Raw genomic sequence first — 16,305 nt, 5'->3', positions numbered from 1 at the left:
CGTAATGCTCCCTCCATTAGATCAGCATAGATGACCGCACCTCAGGACGATTCGCCGAAAACACTCGATGCCGCACTGGCAAAGCTGTTCAATACCTCAGCGGGGCTGAAGGACGCGAGCTGGATCACCCTTACCGGCGGGACACGGCTGTTTTCCGAAGGCGAGGAGTCCGATCAGTTCTATCTGCTCAATGCCGGACGGCTAGGGGTGTTCCGTCACGATGAGGATCAGGCCGGCCTTCAGCTTATCGGCATCATAAAGCCGGGTGAACCCGCCGGTGAGATGTCCCTGATTGCCGGTACGCCGCACGCTTCGACCGTCATTGCCTTACGTGACTGTGAGTTGATGGTGCTGCCTAAGGCGGCGTTTCTTGAAGCTATAGCCACGGCGCCGGATGTGCTTTTACTGTTGTCTCAGCAGATGATCCTGAGGGCGCGCTCATCGGTGGCATCACAGGGGCGGCGGCACAATACGCCCAATGTTTTTGCCTTCTTTGCCCTGAATGACTATGCGGTCAGGCCGCTGGTTGACGGGATCGTCAATGCCATCAATCTGCTAGGCTATCAGGTCTGTATCTTCGACAGCTTTTTCCACGGCTCGGCGGTGGAGGTCTTCTCCGAAGCCGAAGCCTCACACGACTATGTGTTCTATATTGCGGAAAAAGATGAGCATCACTGGCGGCAACTCAGTTCGCGTCAGGTCGATCATACCTTCTGGGTCGGGGATGCTCGCGTCCATAGCCAGCGCACACCGGAAGAGGCCGGGGCTTTGTCGGCGGAGACGCTCAGTCTGGAAGCGTCGCAGGGGCTTGATCCGCTGGGGCTTTTGCGGTCGCCTGATCTGGTGCTGATCCAGAGCGAAGCGCCGGATGAACTGGGGCGGATGCACAAGCAGATTGCCCGCACGATAGACTGGATCGACCGCTATAAACCGGCGCGCTGGTTCCATGTCGCTGAGCGCAATGGTGTCGATATGGCACGTCTGGCGCGGATTATTACCGGTCACAGTGTCGGGCTGGTGTTTTCCGGCGGCGGGGCGCGGGCTTTTTCGCATATCGGCGCGGTTCAGGCCCTACGCGAAGCCCATGTGCCGATTGATTTTGTCTGCGGTTCCTCGATGGGGGCGATTGTTGCGGCATGCGTGGCGCACGAATGGAGCGAGGCGCAGATTGACGACAATATCCGTAAGGCCTTTGTTGAGTCGTCACCGCTGGATGATGTGACCTTTCCCTTTATCGCCCTGACCGGTGGCAAAAAGGTGGATGAGCGGCTGAAAATCTATTTTGGTGAGGCGCTGATCGAGGATTTGCCACTGCCGTTTTTCTGTCTGTCGTCGAACCTGACCAGCGGCACGGTGAAGGTGCATAAAACCGGCTCTCTGGCACGCGCACTGAGGGCATCGATTTCACTTCCCGGTGTCATGCCCCCCGTCGTCGAGGACGGTCAGGTGCTGGTGGACGGAGCGGTTATGCGCTCATTTCCGGCCCTGATGATGCGTAACACCCATCTGGGGACGGTGGTCGGGGTCGATGTCACGCGCGCCAAGGGAATTGATCCGAAATCAATCAAGGTGCCTAAGAATCTGCCGACCTGGTTTGCGACGGGTAACTGGCGCAAGGGGCCGCCGATTGTCTCGATCCTGATGCGCTCGGCGACCATTACCACCACCGCAGAGCTTGAGCAGAGCCGCCGCGCCAGTGACCTGTTGATCATCCCAGAGCCGCAAGGCGTCGAGATACGCGACTGGCATGCCTATGACGAGGCTGTGGAAAACGGCTATCAGACGACGGTCGACAGTCTGTCGCGGCTTGAGTGTCCGGTAACCAAGCTACGCAAGCGGGGGGTGAGCCTGCACCCCAATATTCCGGCCTTTACGCCGGACGATAGTTTTATCACCACGCCGCGCCCTGAGAAGCTCAGATACGGGTTCAAAAAACCGGTTAAGCCACGCAGCAAGAAAGACAAATAAAAAAGGACGCCTGTGGTTACGGGCGTCCTTTTGTTTAGGTCGATCAAACGCTTGTTTTAGTTCGGAGCGGCAGACGATGAGGTCACGCCGGCACTGGCCAGCAGGTTTTCCATCTGCTTGCCCATCAGGGTCAGGCCGTTATTGATATTGGTCAGGCAGGTTTCCTCACCTTGCTCGCGGGTAGCGGTGGCGGGCAGGTCATTGAAATCGCGCCAGCAGGTCTTGGTGTCCGGGCAGCTTTCCTTGGCCATGCCTTCGATCATGTTGACAAATTCATCGGCCTTGGCCTCGTCCTGCATGATGGTGCTTGTCAGGTTGTGGGTCAGCTTTTTGATCTCGGTGTAGTTTTCAACACCGGCCACTTCCTGACAGCTGTAGGACACCAGCATCAGGTACATGGAGGTAGCGGGAATATTGGCCGGATCATCGATCGGCTTATCCTTGGCCAGCAGGCTGCTTTCCTGCGCCTGAGCGGCAAAGGGAGCGAGAGTCAGGAACAGGGCGCTGACAAACAGTCTGAAAAGGGTCTTCATGGTGTGCCTTCGGGTTTTTTGTTTTGTTGGTTTCTACAGGAAAGAAAAGGGACGTTGACTTCCTGCGGAGGAGAGGCGTGCCATTTCCGACTAGACTCAAATTACAATAAGAACTGTGATCATAACACGGCTCAGGGCAATAAACGCCCCCCTATTCAGGGGGAGTGCAAAAATTATCCACAGGTCTGAAATGGATAGGACATTGGGATTACAGACTAAATCCGACGGTATTCAGGGATTGCCATGGCTTGATTTAAAAGGTATTTTATTGGTAATTAAAAATAGGGGAAAATAATGACCAAAATAATACCAAATAAATTCGGGGTGGCCATGGCTCTTGCGGCGGCCTTATCGGTGGGTAGCGTGGGTGTTGCACAGGCCGAACGAGTGGTAGCGATTGGCTATGTCCCTGCCTTCAAGGGTATGGGGCGCGTCATGGCGCAGGCCGACCTGAGGCAATATACCCATCTGAACGTTTCCTTTGTTAATCCGGTGGCAGATGGCGCGGTTATGGCCGGCGACCGGTTTGCCTGTATGAATGACCATACCGGTCAGGCAGTGACGGACGCAGATTTTCGCGCAGCGGTGTCTAAGGCGCATGACAATGGCAATCGGATACTGGTGTCGCTGGGCGGGGGCGTCATTCCTGAATGTTCAGGCAACTGGGCAGAATTACTGAAGCCCGAAAACCGTGGTGTTGTGGTGAAAAACCTGTTGGCGCTGGTGGATCGCTATGGCCTTGACGGGCTGGATGTCGACATCGAAGGCGTGCTGCTGACTGAGATTGATGCGGCAGGTAATTACACGCCCTTTATAGCCGAACTCAGTCGTGAGCTTAAGGCGCGCGGCAAGCTTCTGACCTGTGCCACCGCCTCATACGAAGGCGGCATGATCCCTGTGTCCTCCATTCCCTATTTTGATCTGGTCAATGTCATGTCCTATGACGCGATTGGCCCAGGCTGGGGGCAGGCGGGGGATGAGCATTCCCCCTATGCGCAGGCGGTGACGGACATGGCCCTGTGGCGGGCGCGGGGTGTGCCGCAAGAGCGGCTGGTTCTGGGGGTGCCGTTTTACGGCTATGGCTATGGCCAGTACCGTGCCGGATATAATTTCAGGGATTTGCTGGCGGAGTATGGCGAGGCGGTATTTGATAAGGATGTCTGGGGGACGCGGTGCGCCGGATGCGACTACATCACCTATAACGGCCTTGAGACCCTGAGAAAAAAGGCCGAACTCGGGGTGCGCGAAGGGGCCGGGATCATGGTCTGGGAAATATCGCAGGACACAGAGGATCATCGCCTGATCCGGACGCTGAATGAGGCTATGGAAAAGACGACAGACTAAACCGCGATATTGTCGATCAGGCGCGTCTTGCCGAGCCATGCGGCGGCCAGCAAACGCAAGGCGCGACTGTCAGCAGAGGGCGGGGCCAGACTGTCGGCGTCGCGCAGGGCAATATAGTCGATGGGGCCAAAGCCTGCGGCCTCAAGGCGGATTTTGGCCCGTTCAATGGAGGCGTCGGCGTCACCACCAGCCTGTACCGTTTCGGCGATGGCATGCAGTTCGGCGTGTAATTTAGCGGCGGTGTCGCGTTCTTCGGCACTGAGGTAGGCGTTGCGTGACGACAGGGCCAGACCGTCGGATTCGCGAATAGTCGGCAGCCCAATGACCTCAAGCGGCATATCGAGATCGCGGGTAAAGGTCTGAACGACCTTAAGCTGCTGATAGTCTTTTTCACCAAACACGGCGATGTCGGGGGTTACCTGATTGAACAGCTTGGTGACCACGGTGGCCACGCCGCCGAAGAATTGCGGACGGAAATCGGTCTCAAGCCCTTCGGCGGGTCCGGTTAACTCTATCTTTGTGGCAAAGCCTTTGGGGTACATTAACTCTGAGGTCGGCAGCCAGACAAGATCAGCACCGGCTTCGGCCAGCAGGGCGGAATCGGCGTCTTCACGGCGCGGATAGCGATCGAAATCCTCATGCGGGGCAAATTGCAACGGATTGACAAAGATCGACACAACCACCTTGTCGCTTAAGGATCTGGCGTGTTTCACCAGCGCCAGATGGCCTGCGTGCAGGGCCCCCATGGTCGGCACAAAGCCAATCCGCTGCCCCTCAGAGCGCCAAAGGGTGATCCGCTGACGCAAGGCCGCCAGTTCACGCAAGCGGTCAGGTGTTGTGACAGATGAAGGTACAGGCTTAAGCATACGGGTTAACCATTTTTCCTAACCAGGAATTTATACGGCATGTGATAAGGTGTCCCTATGCGCTCGTATATTTCCATTTCCCTGATCCGCAAGCTGGGGCTTTGTCTGATGGCCCTCAGCCTGAGCGGTTGCGGGGCAGCCACTGATGACGGCCGGTTCTTCCAGAATCTGGCAGAGCGTTTAACGGAAATAGAGATCGAAGAAAAGCCCAAAGATATTGCGGTGCAAACCGAAGACGTGCCTCTGGCGGCGCCGGCAAAGACTGAGGTGCTGAAAACGGCAGGCCTGACAGTCGTCGATATGGCCCTTGATATGGCCCGCAAGGGGGAGGTGCCCCCCGCCGCTCAGCGTACAACCGAACTCATTCGCATAGTGAATCCGTTGGATATGCCGCGCCCCGATGCCGATACGGTACTGGATACCGGGCTTGAGGCCGAGTTGCGTACGGCTTCTGCGCCGACTACTGCGGCTTCTGCTTCTGCTTCTGCTTCTGCTTCTGCTTCTGCTTCTGGGGCGGCTCAGGTTCTGGCCGGTACTCAGGCGGTTAATCAGGCGGTTGAGAAGCCCGCTCAGGCAGTTATGCCGGTACAGGCGTTCAAGACCATTCAGATCGGCTCGTTCAGCTCCGAGGCCCGGGCGCAACAGGCCTGGCAGGGACTTCAGGCGCGTTACCCTGATATGGAGCGCCTGAAACCGGTCATGCAGCCGGTGACATTGGCATCCGGGGCGACGGTCGTACGTTTGCGCCTTGGCCCTGTGGAGAATGACGCGCAGGCGAAGCGTCTATGTATGCAGCTTGAAATTAGCGATAGCTGGTGCGCCAAGGCCGGTTAGGTTTTAGCTGTGTAAAGGCGGGTTAGGCCTTTTGAGCGGATCAAAAGGCGTGTAAAATCGCTCAGATTCACGCAGGAAGTCCATCCATGAAGCATCGCGCCGACACGCGGCAAATTATTGCCGAGTCCCTGATACTTCTGGTGCCCAAGGTGCTGGCCTTATTGATGCTGGTGGCGGGCGGAATGCTTCTGGTGTCGGTGCTGGCGCCGATCAATCCTCAGGCCTTACCGTTTATCAAGCGCTGGTTTCCGCTGGAACTGGTCGAGTTGTCTCATGCCGCTGGTGTCGTCAACGGGGTGTTGCTGATCTTTGTTGCCCGGGGCCTGTGGGAGCGGATCGATACAGCCTGGTATATGGCGCTGGGGCTGTTGCTGGCGGGGGCCGTGGTCTCGCTGACGCGTGAATGGGCGGTCGGTATGGCGGTCTTCATGATCGTCTGTGCGCTTATTTTGTTACCTTGTAAGCGGGCCTTTGCACGTCGTTCGACGCTTCTGAGCATGAACATCAAACCTCTGTGGCTTATAATCGGTGCAGGGGTTTTGATCTGCATCGCGGTTGGTGGGTTTTATGCCTATGAAACCGTGACTTACGCGCATGATCTGTGGCAGGACTTCGCCTATGAGGCCAGTGTGTCACGGTTTTTACGTGGTCTGGCGATTATTGGCCTGACGGTGCTGATGTTTGCGCTTTATCGCCTGTTTGGTATTGCGCGCGCCATTCCCGGATTGCCCGATGAAACCGATCTGGCGGATATCCGTCTGGTGGCTTCGGTGTCTTCTGATCCGGCGGTATGGCTGGCGCTAACCGGTGACAAGCATATTCTGTGGAACGAGGCGCGCACGGCCTTTGTCATGTATGGCGTTTCCGGTCGGCAATGGGTGGTTGTCGGTGCGCCAGTCGGGGCGGTGGCCGAAGGCGAGCGCCTGTGCTGGCGATTGCGCGAAATGGCCTCGCTGGCCGGAGCGCGGCTGTCTTTTTATCATATTGATGCGTCCGAATTGCCGCTGATGCTTGATCTGGGGTTGCGGCCCTACAAGATTGGCGAAGAAGCGCTGGTGGATGCTCAGAATTTCGATCTGGCGGGCAAGAAGGGCTACACCTTCCGGCAGATATGGCGCAAATTTGAGCATGTGGATTTCGGTGTATTGTCACCCGACGAGGTGGCCGCGCACATGCCGCGTCTTAAGGTCATCTCCGATGGATGGCTAAAGGAAAAAAGCGCGAAGGAAAAAGGCTTTTCCATGGGCTTTTTCGATGCCGATTATATTAAAATGACGCCGGTTGCCGTCATCCGTATAGACGGGGAAATTATGGCCTTTGCCAATTTGTGGCCAACGGTCGATAAGTCTGTACTGGGCATTGACCTGATGCGCTACGATCCGGCATCCCCGCCGAGCATTATGGAATATCTGTTTTTGCGCCTGATCTTTCATGCGCGTGACGAAGGCTATCGCTATTTCAGTCTGGGTATGACGCCGCTGGGGGGATTTGGCGGGGAGCGCGGCGGCAAGCCGGTCAGTACCCCCTGGCACCGCATTGCCAGCCTGATCTATACCTATGGCAGCGAGGTCTATAATTTCGATGGTCTGCGCGCCTATAAGGAAAAGTTCAAACCGCAGTGGCGGCCGTCCTATGTGGCGGTGCGTGGTTCCGAAGCGGCCCTGATGCGGGCGCTGGGGGCCGTGGTGGTTCTGGGGAGTCGCGGTGATCCCGATCGTGTGGACACGCGCCTGCTACAGAACCTTAATTTACAGAACCTCAAGGCGATGGCTGAAGGTCAGGCCCTGTTCCGAAAACCCGAAGCCTAGGGCGATGATCTCTACACCGTGGGCGCGGGCAGTGCGATAGGCTTCGGCAAATTTACCATCAAGATCAGCGGCGACATCAAAGCGCTGACAGTCATCGCGCTGGACGCAGAAGACAACCACGGCGCGGTAACCGGCAGACACCATCTCCGCCAGTTCATGCAGGTGCTTTGCGCCGCGCGTGGTGACGCAATCGGGAAATTCGGCCAGACCCTCTGTGCGTGACAGGTGGACGTTCTTGACCTCAATATAGGCATCGGGCCGAAGTGCATGGGCGGTGGCCAAAAAATCAATGCGCGAATTAAGTCCGTATTTCACTTCGGGGCGTACTGTTTCGTAGCCGTCAAGTTCGGTGATCAGCCCGTCATGAATGGCCTTACCGATCAGGCGGTTGGGCCATTGGGTATTGACGCCGACCCAGACGCCGTTTTCCTTAAGCGCTTCGAGGCGGTATTGCAGCTTTTTAAGCGGATCATTGATGTGCGTGACCAGCGCCTCAGTGCCGGTTTCAAGCAGGCCCATCATCTTGCCGGGATTAGGGCAGTGGGCGGTAACGGTTTCGCCGGAACTTAAGTCAATGTCGGCGAAAAATCGTTTGTATCTTGATTGCAAACGGCCTTTGATAAGCCCATTCATAATCATCATGCCTGATCCGTCCTCATGTTGGGATATCAGCCATAAGGAGCTCTGCCTGTGCCGGTCAATGATCAATCCGATCCGACAGCCGCAATTGTCATTATTGGTGACGAAATCCTGTCAGGACGTACCGCCGACAGCAATATCAATACCATAGCGAAGTTTCTCAATGCCATTGGTGTCGATCTGACCGAGGTGCGGGTGATTGGCGATACGCAGGCCCAGATTGTCCGCACGCTTAATGAGGTGCGGCATCAATATGATTATGTCTTTACCACCGGTGGTATCGGGCCGACCCATGACGACATTACCGCTGACTGTGTGGCGGCGGCCTTTGGTGTGCCGATCAATGAGCGACAGGATGCGCTAGATATCCTGCTGGAACGCTATGGCGGGGACGCGAGTTTGCTTAATCCCAACAGCCGCCGCATGGCGCGTATCCCTGAAGGCGCGTCACTGATCCTTAATCCGGTATCAGGGGCACCGGGGTTTCAGCTGGGTAATGTGTTTGTCATGGCCGGTGTGCCGCGCATCATGGCCGGTATGCTCAATGATGTGGCACCGCGTTTGCGTCAGGGGCGCAAGGTTCTGTCACGCACGATCAAGGCGACCTATGTTCCGGAAAGTCTGGCGGCGGATATATTGTCCGAGGTCAATCAGGCCTGGCCCGATCTGTCGCTCGGCAGCTATCCGTTCGGTATTTTCCCGGATGAATTTGGCACGCAACTGGTGATACGCGGGCGCGACAAGGCGCAGCTTGATGCGGCGACCGACGCCCTGATCGCCGGTCTGCCTGAGGTGGTAAACACGGCAAAGCAACGGTTTCCTGAGGCAAGGTTTGAGGAGTTGGTTGCGTGAAACGTGTTCCCGTCTGGGCTATGGTCGCCCTGTTGTCTGTGGCGGCACCGATGGTGCTGGCCCAACCCGCAGGTGTCACGCAACAGGCCGCGAGCCTCAGGGATGCGGCGTTGACGGCTAATGACTCTTATCGCTTTGTCGAAGACCTGACGACGCGCTTTGGGGCGCGTCCGGCAGGGTCTGAGTCTGAGCGCAACGCATCCTCATGGGCGGTCAATGAACTTATGCGGCAGGGGTTTGAAAATGTCCGACTGCAAACCTTTCCGCTGCAAATCTGGGAACGCGGAGAGGAAAAGCTTGAGATCATTGGCCCCTTTGCCCAATCGATGGCGGTAACGGCACTGGGGGGCTCAGGTGCTACGCCGCCCGAAGGGGTTGAGGGCGAGGCGGCACTGTTTGAGACTTGGCAAGGCTTTGTCGATTATATGGGTGACCTTAAGGGCAAGATTGTCGTTATCCTGCAACCGACGCCGCGCACGCAGACCGGTGTCGGCTATAGTGTCGGGGCGGGTAGTTTCAGACGTCACGGGCCGGATATGGCGCGTGAGCGGGGTGCAGCGGGCTATGTCATCCGGTCGTTGGGCACCGAAGATCACCGCTTTGCTCATACAGGGGCGACGCGCTGGCTTGGGGACGAAGGTATTGCGGCGCTGGCCATATCGCCACCCGATGCCGAACAGTTTGGCCGCATCCTTAAGCTTCAGCGCGAAGGCAAGGCGGGGCCGGTAAGGCTCAGGCTTGTGTCGCGTCCGGTGTTTCGGGGCGAAGGTCAGTCGCAAAATGTCATCGCCGAAATCAAAGGGAGTAAATATCCCGATGAGGTCATCCTGATAGGCGGTCATATCGACAGCTGGGATCTGGGGACCGGTGCTGTCGATGACGGGGCAGGCATGGCGGTGACCTATGCGGCGGCTAAACTGATTATTGATAGCGGGTTACGGCCTGAGCGGACGATACGTCTGATCTTCTGGGGGGCGGAAGAGGTTTCGCAACCGGACGATAAGGGGCTTACGGGCGCGAATGCCTATGCGGAAGGGCATGAGTTATCAAAACATGTTGCCGCCGCCGAATCGGATTTCGGGGCCGATGTCATCTATGCCTTGCGCTTGCCGGTGGGGGATGATCCGGCCTTTGTCAAAGCCTTAAGTGAAGTGTTGATGCCGCTGGGGGTGCACATCGATAAGGACCCTTCAACCGGCGGCGGGCCGGATACGGGGCCGCTCAATGTCAAAGGGGTGCCGGTGTTTAACCTCAGGCAGAACGGCTATGACTATTTTGATGTCCATCACACGGCGGATGACACGATGGAACGCATAGAGGCGAAAAAGCTTGATCAGAACGTGGCGGCGTGGGTGTCGACCGTCTGGCTTATGGCCAATAGCCGCGTCCGCTTTCAGCCGACGAACAAATAGGTGGGCAATCAGAAAACGCTCTCGACGCGGATAAAGGCGGCGGCTATAAGGGCCTCCGGTTTTAAGCGGGCGTGGCGGAATCGGTAGACGCAACGGACTTAAAATCCGTCGGGAGTGATCCCGTGCCGGTTCGAGTCCGGCCGCCCGCACCATATTTTCCGCTCACGCTTATGCTCGTGGCACGTCTCAAGTGAGACGCGCTGTTCACTCGCCGCTCCGCGAGGGCGGCGAACGGTCGCCGACGCCCGCTTGGGCGTTGTTTCGCCCCATTGCAGGGCGTAAATAGGGGCTTTATTTCGTGCCCGGAGACTCAAGTCATGACAACCCATTGGCGGCAGATGGGGCTCAAAGATATTGACGCGGCGTTTGAGGTAGCGGCGGTGGCGCACGAAAGCCTGCCGGAGCGGCGCGAAATCTTTGCCGAGCGGTTGAGTTTGTTTCCCAAGGGATGTCTGGTGCTTGAGACGGGCGGGCGAGTTGTGGGCTATGCCCTGTCCCATCCCATTAAACGCTTTCAGCCGCCAGCGCTGGATAGCCTGCTAGGGCAAATCGCGCCTGAGGCGGACGACTATTATATCCACGATGTCGCTATCCTGCCCGAAGCGCGGGGTGGTCAGGCTCAGGCAGCGGTTCGGTATCTGCTTGGGATTGCCGCAGATTATGAAAGCGCGTCGCTGGTGTCGGTCTATGGGACAGCCGGTTTCTGGGGGCGGTTTGGTTTTGAGCCTGCCGTGCAGGACATGACACAAAAGCTTGCGCCCTATGGTGACAGCGCCGTCTATATGCTTAAGGCCATGTAATTCTGTTGAGCTGTGTCCTTGGGTATTTGCAGGGGCGGGTCATAGGTGCTTATATGACGGCTCAGGAATACAGGAGCAGGGCTTGAGCCTTTCGACAGTCAGCATGGAAGAGCCTTCGGTTCATGATCAGGTTTACGAAAGTTTGGCCGAGGCCCTGATTCAGGGACGCTTTGCACCGGGGAAGTCGGTGTCACTGCGTACTCTTGCGCATCAGTTGGGCGTCAGCGCCATGCCTGTACGCGAAGCCGTGCGTCGCCTGATCGCGCAAAAAGCCCTTGAGTTACAACCTTCAAACAAGCGTCTCAGGGTACCGTCCTTGTCGGAAAACAGGCTTCAGCAGTTGATGCTGGCGCGCCAGTGGGTGGAGCCTGAACTGGCCTATCGGGCGGTGGCGCATATAACGCCAGACATAATCGCCCAGCTTAAGAGCGACGATGCCCAGCTTATGGCGGCCCTGGCTGAAGGCGATGTCGATGGCTATATGCAGGCCAATCATGCCTTCCATTTTCATATCTACAGGCTGGCTGAGGCGGACCTGTTCCTTGATATGGCGCGTTCGCTTTGGCTTCAGTCAGGCCCCTTTATGCGTGCCGTGTTTGGTCGGTTAAATGCCGTACAACTGCCGCAGGATCACCATCTGGAACTGATCGCGGCCTTTGAGCGCGGAGACGCCGAAGCGGTGCGTCGGCATATGTCCGAAGACGTGCATGAAGGCATGGAACTGATGATGGAAGCGCTTAAGAGCGAGGCAGAGGTCACGCTGAGTTGAGCATCCTGACCTTGACAAGCGGGGCGGCGGGTCACAGTTTGTGATCACAGTTTTGACAGCGAGATCAGGCACCATGACCCCACTCATTGCAGCCAGAGACAAGGCAGGCGTCGTCGCCGCGCTGGGGCAGATATTCATCCCGTCACAAGGCTTCGTGGACGGGCAGTGGATGGCGGCTAAATCCGGCAAGACCTTTGATAATATCGCGCCGCGTGATGGCACGCTCATCAACCGGATTGCGGCCTTTGGGGCCGGTGATGTCGATAGAGCGGTGCGGTCGGGGCGGGCGGCGTTTGAGGATGGCCGCTGGCGTTTTAAGGCACCGAAGGAAAAGAAGAAAATACTGCATCGTCTGGCCGATCTGATGACGGAGCATGCGGAAAATCTGGCGCTTCTGGAGGTGCTCGATACCGGTAAGCCGATCCGCGATGCCCGCGCCGTCGATATCCCTCTGGCCATCCAGTCGGCGCGTTACTATGCCGAAGCGCTCGATAAGATATATGGCGAGGTCGGCCCGTCGCCAGAAAGCCGGTTTTCCTATGCGGTACATGAGCCTTTGGGGATCATCGGGGCGATTGTGCCGTGGAACTTCCCGCTGCATATGGCCATGTGGAAGGTGGCACCCGCTCTGGCCATGGGTAATTCGGTGGTGCTCAAGCCTGCGGAGAATTCAAGCCTGACAGCGCTTTATACGGCGGCACTGGCGGTTGAGGCCGGTGTGCCCGCTGGTGTGTTTAATGTGGTGACGGGGCTGGGCACCGAGGCAGGTGACGCACTGGCACGAAATATGGATGTGGATATGATCGCCTTTACGGGGTCGGGACCGGTCGGGCGGATGCTGATGCGGGCCTCTGCCGATTCCAACCTCAAGCGCGTGTCGCTGGAACTGGGGGGGAAGTCGCCGCAGATCGTTTTTGCCGATGCGCCAGACCTTGAAGCCGCAGCGCAAAATGCCGCCTGGGGCGTATTTTATAATCAGGGGCAGGTCTGTACGGCGGCGTCGCGTCTGTTTGTCGAGGAAAGCATCCGTGACGATTTCGTCAATCGCGTCATCGAGATCGCCAAGGGCATAAAGGTTGGTGACCCCTATGATCCCGAGACGCAGTTCGGGGCGATGATCTCCGAAAAGCAGATGCAGACGGCGCTTTCCTATATCGAAAAAGGGCAGGTCGATGGGGCGCGGTTACGTCTTGGGGGCGGACGGGCGCGAGCTGAGAGTGGCGGGTTTTATGTCGAGCCAAGCCTGCTCGATAATATCGCACCTGACAATATTCTGGCCCGCGAAGAGGTGTTCGGGCCGGTGTTGTCGGTGCTGACGTTTAAGGACGAGGCCGAAGCTTTCAGGCTGGCCAATGACACGGTCTATGGTCTGGCGGCGGGGGCTTGGACGTCCGATCTCAATCGGGCCATGCGCGCGGCAAAGACATTGCGGGCCGGTCTGGTGTGGATCAATGGCTGGGACAGCTGCGACATTACCTTGCCGTTTGGCGGCTTCAAGCAATCCGGTTTTGGCCGTGACCGATCGCTGCATGCGATGTATAAATATGCCGATATGAAGTCTGTTTCCATCAGCTTTCAGCCCTAGGGTTACAATCATGAAACTGACGCCCGCGCTCATTGAGATTTTAGGTCAGGATATATCCCTAACCAAACCTGAATATTTAGCTTTTCCGGTTTATAATCCATCCAACGGTAAGGTTTTAGCCTATGTCCGCGAACAGGGCGAGGCGGAAACAAAAGCGGCGGTCGATGCTGCCCATAAGGCCTTTCAGGCATGGGCTAAAAAGACCGCAAAGGAACGGGCGACGGTCCTTAAACACTGGAACCATCTATTGATGGCGCATCAGGCCGATCTCGGGCTATTGGTGGCGCTGGAGCAGGGGCGGGCTATCACCGAAGCGCGGGGCGAGGTCGCCTATGCGGCCGGTTTCATTGAATGGTTCGCCGAGGAAGGCAAGCGATCCTATGGCCGCACCATTCCGGCGGTGGCTGAGGACAAGCAACTGGTGACCATTCGTCAGCCCATCGGTGTGGTGGGGGCGATCACGCCGTGGAATTTTCCATTGTCAATGTTGACGCGGAAACTGGGGCCGGCGCTGGCGGCGGGCTGTACGGCGGTGGTTAAGCCTTCAGAAGAGACGCCGCTCTGTGCCATTGCCCTGAAGAATCTGGCGCTAAAGGCTGGTGTGCCGGAAGGGGTAATCGGCCTGATAACCACCACCAAAGCCAAACCGGTCGGAGATGTATTGACGAGCGATGAGCGCGTGAAGAAGTTTTCCTTCACAGGTTCTACGCCGGTCGGTAAGGGGCTTTATGCGCAGTGTGCGGGGACAGTAAAGAAGATATCGCTGGAACTGGGGGGCAATGCACCGTTGGTGGTCTTTGATGATGCGGACCTTGATATTGCTGTGCCTGCGGCGATCCTGTCGAAGTTCCGTAATTCGGGTCAGACCTGTGTCTGCGCCAACCGTCTGCTGGTGCAGGCCGGTATCTATGACCGCTTTGTCGAGCGTTTTACCGAAGCGGCATCAAAGCTTAAGGTGGCACTGGGCTGGGACGAAAGTTCAGGTATTGGGGCGCTGATCAATCAAAAGGCTATTGATAAGGTCGAGCGTCTGGTGGCCGATGCAGTGGCTAAAGGTGCAACGGTCAGGCTGGGGGGCACTGTGGCGCAGTCTGTCGGTGATCTGTTTTATCCGGCGACGGTGCTGAGCGATTGCACGCGCGACATGACGCTGTTTGATGAGGAAATCTTCGGGCCGGTGGCGGCGATTTATAAGTTTGAGTCTGAAGATGACGGCATAAGTCTCGCGAATGATACGCCTTTTGGACTGGCGGCCTATCTGTTTACGCAGGATCTGTCGCGGGCCTGGCGTGTTGGGGCGCAGCTTGAGGCCGGTATGATCGGCGTCAATGACGGGGTCATGTCAACCGAGGTCGCCCCCTTTGGTGGCATCAAGGAGTCGGGCATCGGCCGCGAGGGTGCGGTCGAGGGGCTGGAGGAATATACCGAGATCAAATATCTTAGTTTCGCGGGCATTGGCGGATGAGTGTTTTGCCTTCGGTATTTGCAGCGTCCCCCTCACCCCAGCCCTCTCCCCGTGGGGGAGAGGGAGAGATAGCGGCATTTCTGGCAAGGCAAATCGCTATATTTGAGGCTGCGCACCCAAGGACGCTTGAGTTGGCGCAGGCGTCTTCGGCGGTTTGGCGCGGTGGGGTGCCCATGCACTGGATGGGGGACTGGTCGTCGCCTGTGCCCTTGTTTGCCGAACGGGCCAAAGAGGCGACCCTGTGGGATGTCGATGGCCATGCCTATGACGATTTCTGTCTGGGCGATACGCCGTCAATGTTCGGCCACGGGCGGGAGGAACTGCAACGTGCCATTGCCGATCAGGCGCTGAATGGCGTCGGGTTTATGTTGCCGACGGTCAGGTCATTACGTGTCGGTCAACTATTGACAGAAAGGTTCGGCCTGCCGCTGTGGCAATGTGCGACCACGGCCTCGGACGCCAACCGTGCGGTAATCCGCTGGGCGCGAGCCATTACCAAACGCCGGAAAATCCTGATCATCGATGGCTGTTATCATGGCATGGTCGATGACGCCTTTGTGGTGCTGAAGGACGGGCAGGCGACCGCTAAAAAGGGCTTGATCGGGCAGGTCACGGATCTGACGCAAAGTACGGTGGTTGTGCCGTTTAATGATCTTCCGGCGATGAGTGCGGCATTGAAACGCGGCGAGGTGGCCTGTGTGCTGCTTGAGCCGGTGATGACCAACTGCGGGATGATCCTGCCCGATGAGGGGTATCATCAGGCATTGCGGGCCTTATGCGATGAGACCGGTACGCTACTGGTCTATGATGAGACCCATACCCTGTCCTCAGGCTTTGGTGGTTATGTGCGTGAACATGGTTTGAGGGCCGATATTCTGACGGTGGGCAAGGCCATTGCCGGAGGCGTCCCCGCCGCGGTCTGGGGGGTGTCGGCGGAAGTGGCGGCACGTATGGATGCCGCTCAGGCGGAAATCGGCGCAGGCTCATCGGGTATTGGTACGACATTATCCGGCAACGCGCTGGCCATCGCCGGTATGGAAGCCATGCTGACCGAGGTCATGACGCCAGAGGCCTATGACTATATGCAGGCGGGGGCGACATATCTCGTTGACGGTTTGCGTGAGGTGATTGCGCGGCAGGGTGTCGACTGGAGCGTGGTGCATGTCGGTGCACGGGCCGAACTTGTTTTTGCGTCGCCGACACCGCGTAATGCTGCTGAGATGCGTCCACATCTTGAGGGGGCCTTGTTACCTGCCTTTCATCTGTATCTGATCAACAAAGGCGTGCTGATTGCGCCATTTCACAATATGATGCTGATTTCCCCCAAGACGTCCTATGAAGCCACGGACCGGCTTGTGGCGGCAGTTGAGGGCTTTGTAAAAGAATATAAAGCGTTGAATATATAAGTCAGGCGGTGGGATTGCCCCCTC

14 protein-coding genes and 1 tRNA gene are annotated in these 16,305 nt (G+C 57.5%); 12 read left to right on the top strand and 3 right to left on the bottom strand.

The genetic code is table 11. The annotated features are described in order from the left end of the window. The first annotated feature begins 30 nt into the window (after positions 1 to 30). Positions 31 to 1,968 (top strand): patatin-like phospholipase family protein, encoded by a 1,938-nt coding sequence (locus E5201_RS08685; protein WP_140985647.1) that lies wholly within the window; start codon positions 31 to 33, stop codon positions 1,966 to 1,968. A gap of 56 nt (positions 1,969 to 2,024) precedes the next feature. Here the strand turns inward: E5201_RS08685 and E5201_RS08680 are convergent, their stop codons facing one another. Beyond that, positions 2,025 to 2,501 carry a hypothetical protein gene (locus E5201_RS08680; protein ID WP_140985646.1) on the bottom strand — a complete coding sequence of 159 codons (477 nt, stop codon included), beginning with the start codon at positions 2,499 to 2,501 and terminating at the stop codon, positions 2,025 to 2,027. Positions 2,502 to 2,795: 294 nt separating this feature from the next. On the opposite strand from E5201_RS08680, the gene E5201_RS08675 reads away from it, so the two are divergent. Continuing rightward, positions 2,796 to 3,845, top strand: a complete 1,050-nt coding sequence (locus E5201_RS08675) for a glycosyl hydrolase family 18 protein (protein ID WP_140985645.1) — start codon at positions 2,796 to 2,798, stop codon at positions 3,843 to 3,845. On the opposite strand, the gene panC is transcribed toward E5201_RS08675, so the two are convergent. Then, complete coding sequence (gene panC / locus E5201_RS08670; RefSeq protein WP_140985644.1) at positions 3,842 to 4,711, bottom strand: pantoate--beta-alanine ligase; 870 nt, start codon at positions 4,709 to 4,711, stop codon at positions 3,842 to 3,844. The genes E5201_RS08675 and panC overlap by 4 nt on opposite strands. Before the next feature lie 57 nt (positions 4,712 to 4,768). Between panC and E5201_RS08665 the strand changes: the two genes are divergently transcribed. Both E5201_RS08665 and E5201_RS08660 read left to right on the top strand, forming a co-directional pair. Next, complete coding sequence (locus E5201_RS08665) at positions 4,769 to 5,545, top strand: SPOR domain-containing protein (protein WP_140985643.1); 777 nt, start codon at positions 4,769 to 4,771, stop codon at positions 5,543 to 5,545. A gap of 86 nt (positions 5,546 to 5,631) precedes the next feature. Continuing rightward, positions 5,632 to 7,353, top strand: a complete 1,722-nt coding sequence (locus E5201_RS08660; protein ID WP_140985642.1) for a phosphatidylglycerol lysyltransferase domain-containing protein — start codon at positions 5,632 to 5,634, stop codon at positions 7,351 to 7,353. Here E5201_RS08660 and sfsA read toward each other — a convergent pair. Continuing rightward, a complete protein-coding gene (gene sfsA / locus E5201_RS08655) occupies positions 7,294 to 7,995 on the bottom strand; it encodes a DNA/RNA nuclease SfsA (protein WP_140985641.1) in 702 nt (233 codons plus the stop codon). The genes E5201_RS08660 and sfsA overlap by 60 nt on opposite strands. 48 nt (positions 7,996 to 8,043) lie before the next feature. Between sfsA and E5201_RS08650 the strand changes: the two genes are divergently transcribed. The 8 genes from E5201_RS08650 to E5201_RS08615 all read left to right on the top strand — a co-directional run bounded on the left by E5201_RS08650 (position 8,044) and on the right by E5201_RS08615 (position 16,281). After that, entirely contained in the window at positions 8,044 to 8,844 is an 801-nt protein-coding gene (locus E5201_RS08650) for a competence/damage-inducible protein A (RefSeq protein WP_140985640.1), read from the top strand. Next, positions 8,841 to 10,256, top strand: a complete 1,416-nt coding sequence (locus tag E5201_RS08645; RefSeq protein ID WP_246050502.1) for a M20/M25/M40 family metallo-hydrolase — start codon at positions 8,841 to 8,843, stop codon at positions 10,254 to 10,256. The genes E5201_RS08650 and E5201_RS08645 overlap by 4 nt, the downstream gene beginning before the upstream one ends. A gap of 65 nt (positions 10,257 to 10,321) precedes the next feature. Further along, positions 10,322 to 10,408, top strand: a tRNA-Leu gene (locus E5201_RS08640). 165 nt (positions 10,409 to 10,573) lie between these two features. Beyond that, complete coding sequence (locus E5201_RS08635; RefSeq protein ID WP_140985639.1) at positions 10,574 to 11,056, top strand: GNAT family N-acetyltransferase; 483 nt, start codon at positions 10,574 to 10,576, stop codon at positions 11,054 to 11,056. A 103-nt stretch (positions 11,057 to 11,159) separates the two neighbouring features. Beyond that, positions 11,160 to 11,825: a GntR family transcriptional regulator gene (locus tag E5201_RS08630; protein WP_140986093.1), complete on the top strand. Its 666-nt coding sequence runs from the start codon at positions 11,160 to 11,162 to the stop codon at positions 11,823 to 11,825. A gap of 169 nt (positions 11,826 to 11,994) precedes the next feature. Beyond that, positions 11,995 to 13,410, top strand: a complete 1,416-nt coding sequence (locus E5201_RS08625) for an aldehyde dehydrogenase (protein WP_425456574.1) — start codon at positions 11,995 to 11,997, stop codon at positions 13,408 to 13,410. A 10-nt stretch (positions 13,411 to 13,420) separates the two neighbouring features. Continuing rightward, positions 13,421 to 14,875 carry an NAD-dependent succinate-semialdehyde dehydrogenase gene (locus E5201_RS08620; protein WP_140985637.1) on the top strand — a complete coding sequence of 485 codons (1,455 nt, stop codon included), beginning with the start codon at positions 13,421 to 13,423 and terminating at the stop codon, positions 14,873 to 14,875. Beyond that, entirely contained in the window at positions 14,872 to 16,281 is a 1,410-nt protein-coding gene (locus tag E5201_RS08615; RefSeq protein WP_140985636.1) for an aspartate aminotransferase family protein, read from the top strand. The genes E5201_RS08620 and E5201_RS08615 overlap by 4 nt, the downstream gene beginning before the upstream one ends. The last annotated feature ends 24 nt before the right edge of the window (positions 16,282 to 16,305 follow it).

The sequence above is a fragment of the Asticcacaulis tiandongensis genome, from assembly GCF_006475605.1.
In the GTDB taxonomy this organism is placed as follows: domain Bacteria; phylum Pseudomonadota; class Alphaproteobacteria; order Caulobacterales; family Caulobacteraceae; genus Asticcacaulis; species Asticcacaulis tiandongensis.
The sequence above is the reverse complement of the archived record's forward strand: the minus strand, read 5'-3'. Positions and strand labels throughout refer to the sequence as shown.

What these genes read in the sequence shown, in the direction of transcription:
- E5201_RS08615 (WP_140985636.1), top strand. Translation starts at nt 14,872, where the DNA reads ATGAGTGTTTTGCCTTCGGTATTTGCAGCGTCCCCCTCACCCCAGCCC.
- E5201_RS08635 (WP_140985639.1), top strand. Translation starts at nt 10,574, where the DNA reads ATGACAACCCATTGGCGGCAGATGGGGCTCAAAGATATTGACGCGGCG.
- sfsA (WP_140985641.1), bottom strand. Translation starts at nt 7,995, where the DNA reads ATGATGATTATGAATGGGCTTATCAAAGGCCGTTTGCAATCAAGATAC.
- E5201_RS08660 (WP_140985642.1), top strand. Translation starts at nt 5,632, where the DNA reads ATGAAGCATCGCGCCGACACGCGGCAAATTATTGCCGAGTCCCTGATA.
- E5201_RS08675 (WP_140985645.1), top strand. Translation starts at nt 2,796, where the DNA reads ATGACCAAAATAATACCAAATAAATTCGGGGTGGCCATGGCTCTTGCG.
- E5201_RS08625 (WP_425456574.1), top strand. Translation starts at nt 11,995, where the DNA reads ATGGCGGCTAAATCCGGCAAGACCTTTGATAATATCGCGCCGCGTGAT.
- E5201_RS08630 (WP_140986093.1), top strand. Translation starts at nt 11,160, where the DNA reads ATGGAAGAGCCTTCGGTTCATGATCAGGTTTACGAAAGTTTGGCCGAG.
- E5201_RS08620 (WP_140985637.1), top strand. Translation starts at nt 13,421, where the DNA reads ATGAAACTGACGCCCGCGCTCATTGAGATTTTAGGTCAGGATATATCC.
- panC (WP_140985644.1), bottom strand. Translation starts at nt 4,711, where the DNA reads ATGCTTAAGCCTGTACCTTCATCTGTCACAACACCTGACCGCTTGCGT.
- E5201_RS08680 (WP_140985646.1), bottom strand. Translation starts at nt 2,501, where the DNA reads ATGAAGACCCTTTTCAGACTGTTTGTCAGCGCCCTGTTCCTGACTCTC.
- E5201_RS08685 (WP_140985647.1), top strand. Translation starts at nt 31, where the DNA reads ATGACCGCACCTCAGGACGATTCGCCGAAAACACTCGATGCCGCACTG.
- E5201_RS08665 (WP_140985643.1), top strand. Translation starts at nt 4,769, where the DNA reads ATGCGCTCGTATATTTCCATTTCCCTGATCCGCAAGCTGGGGCTTTGT.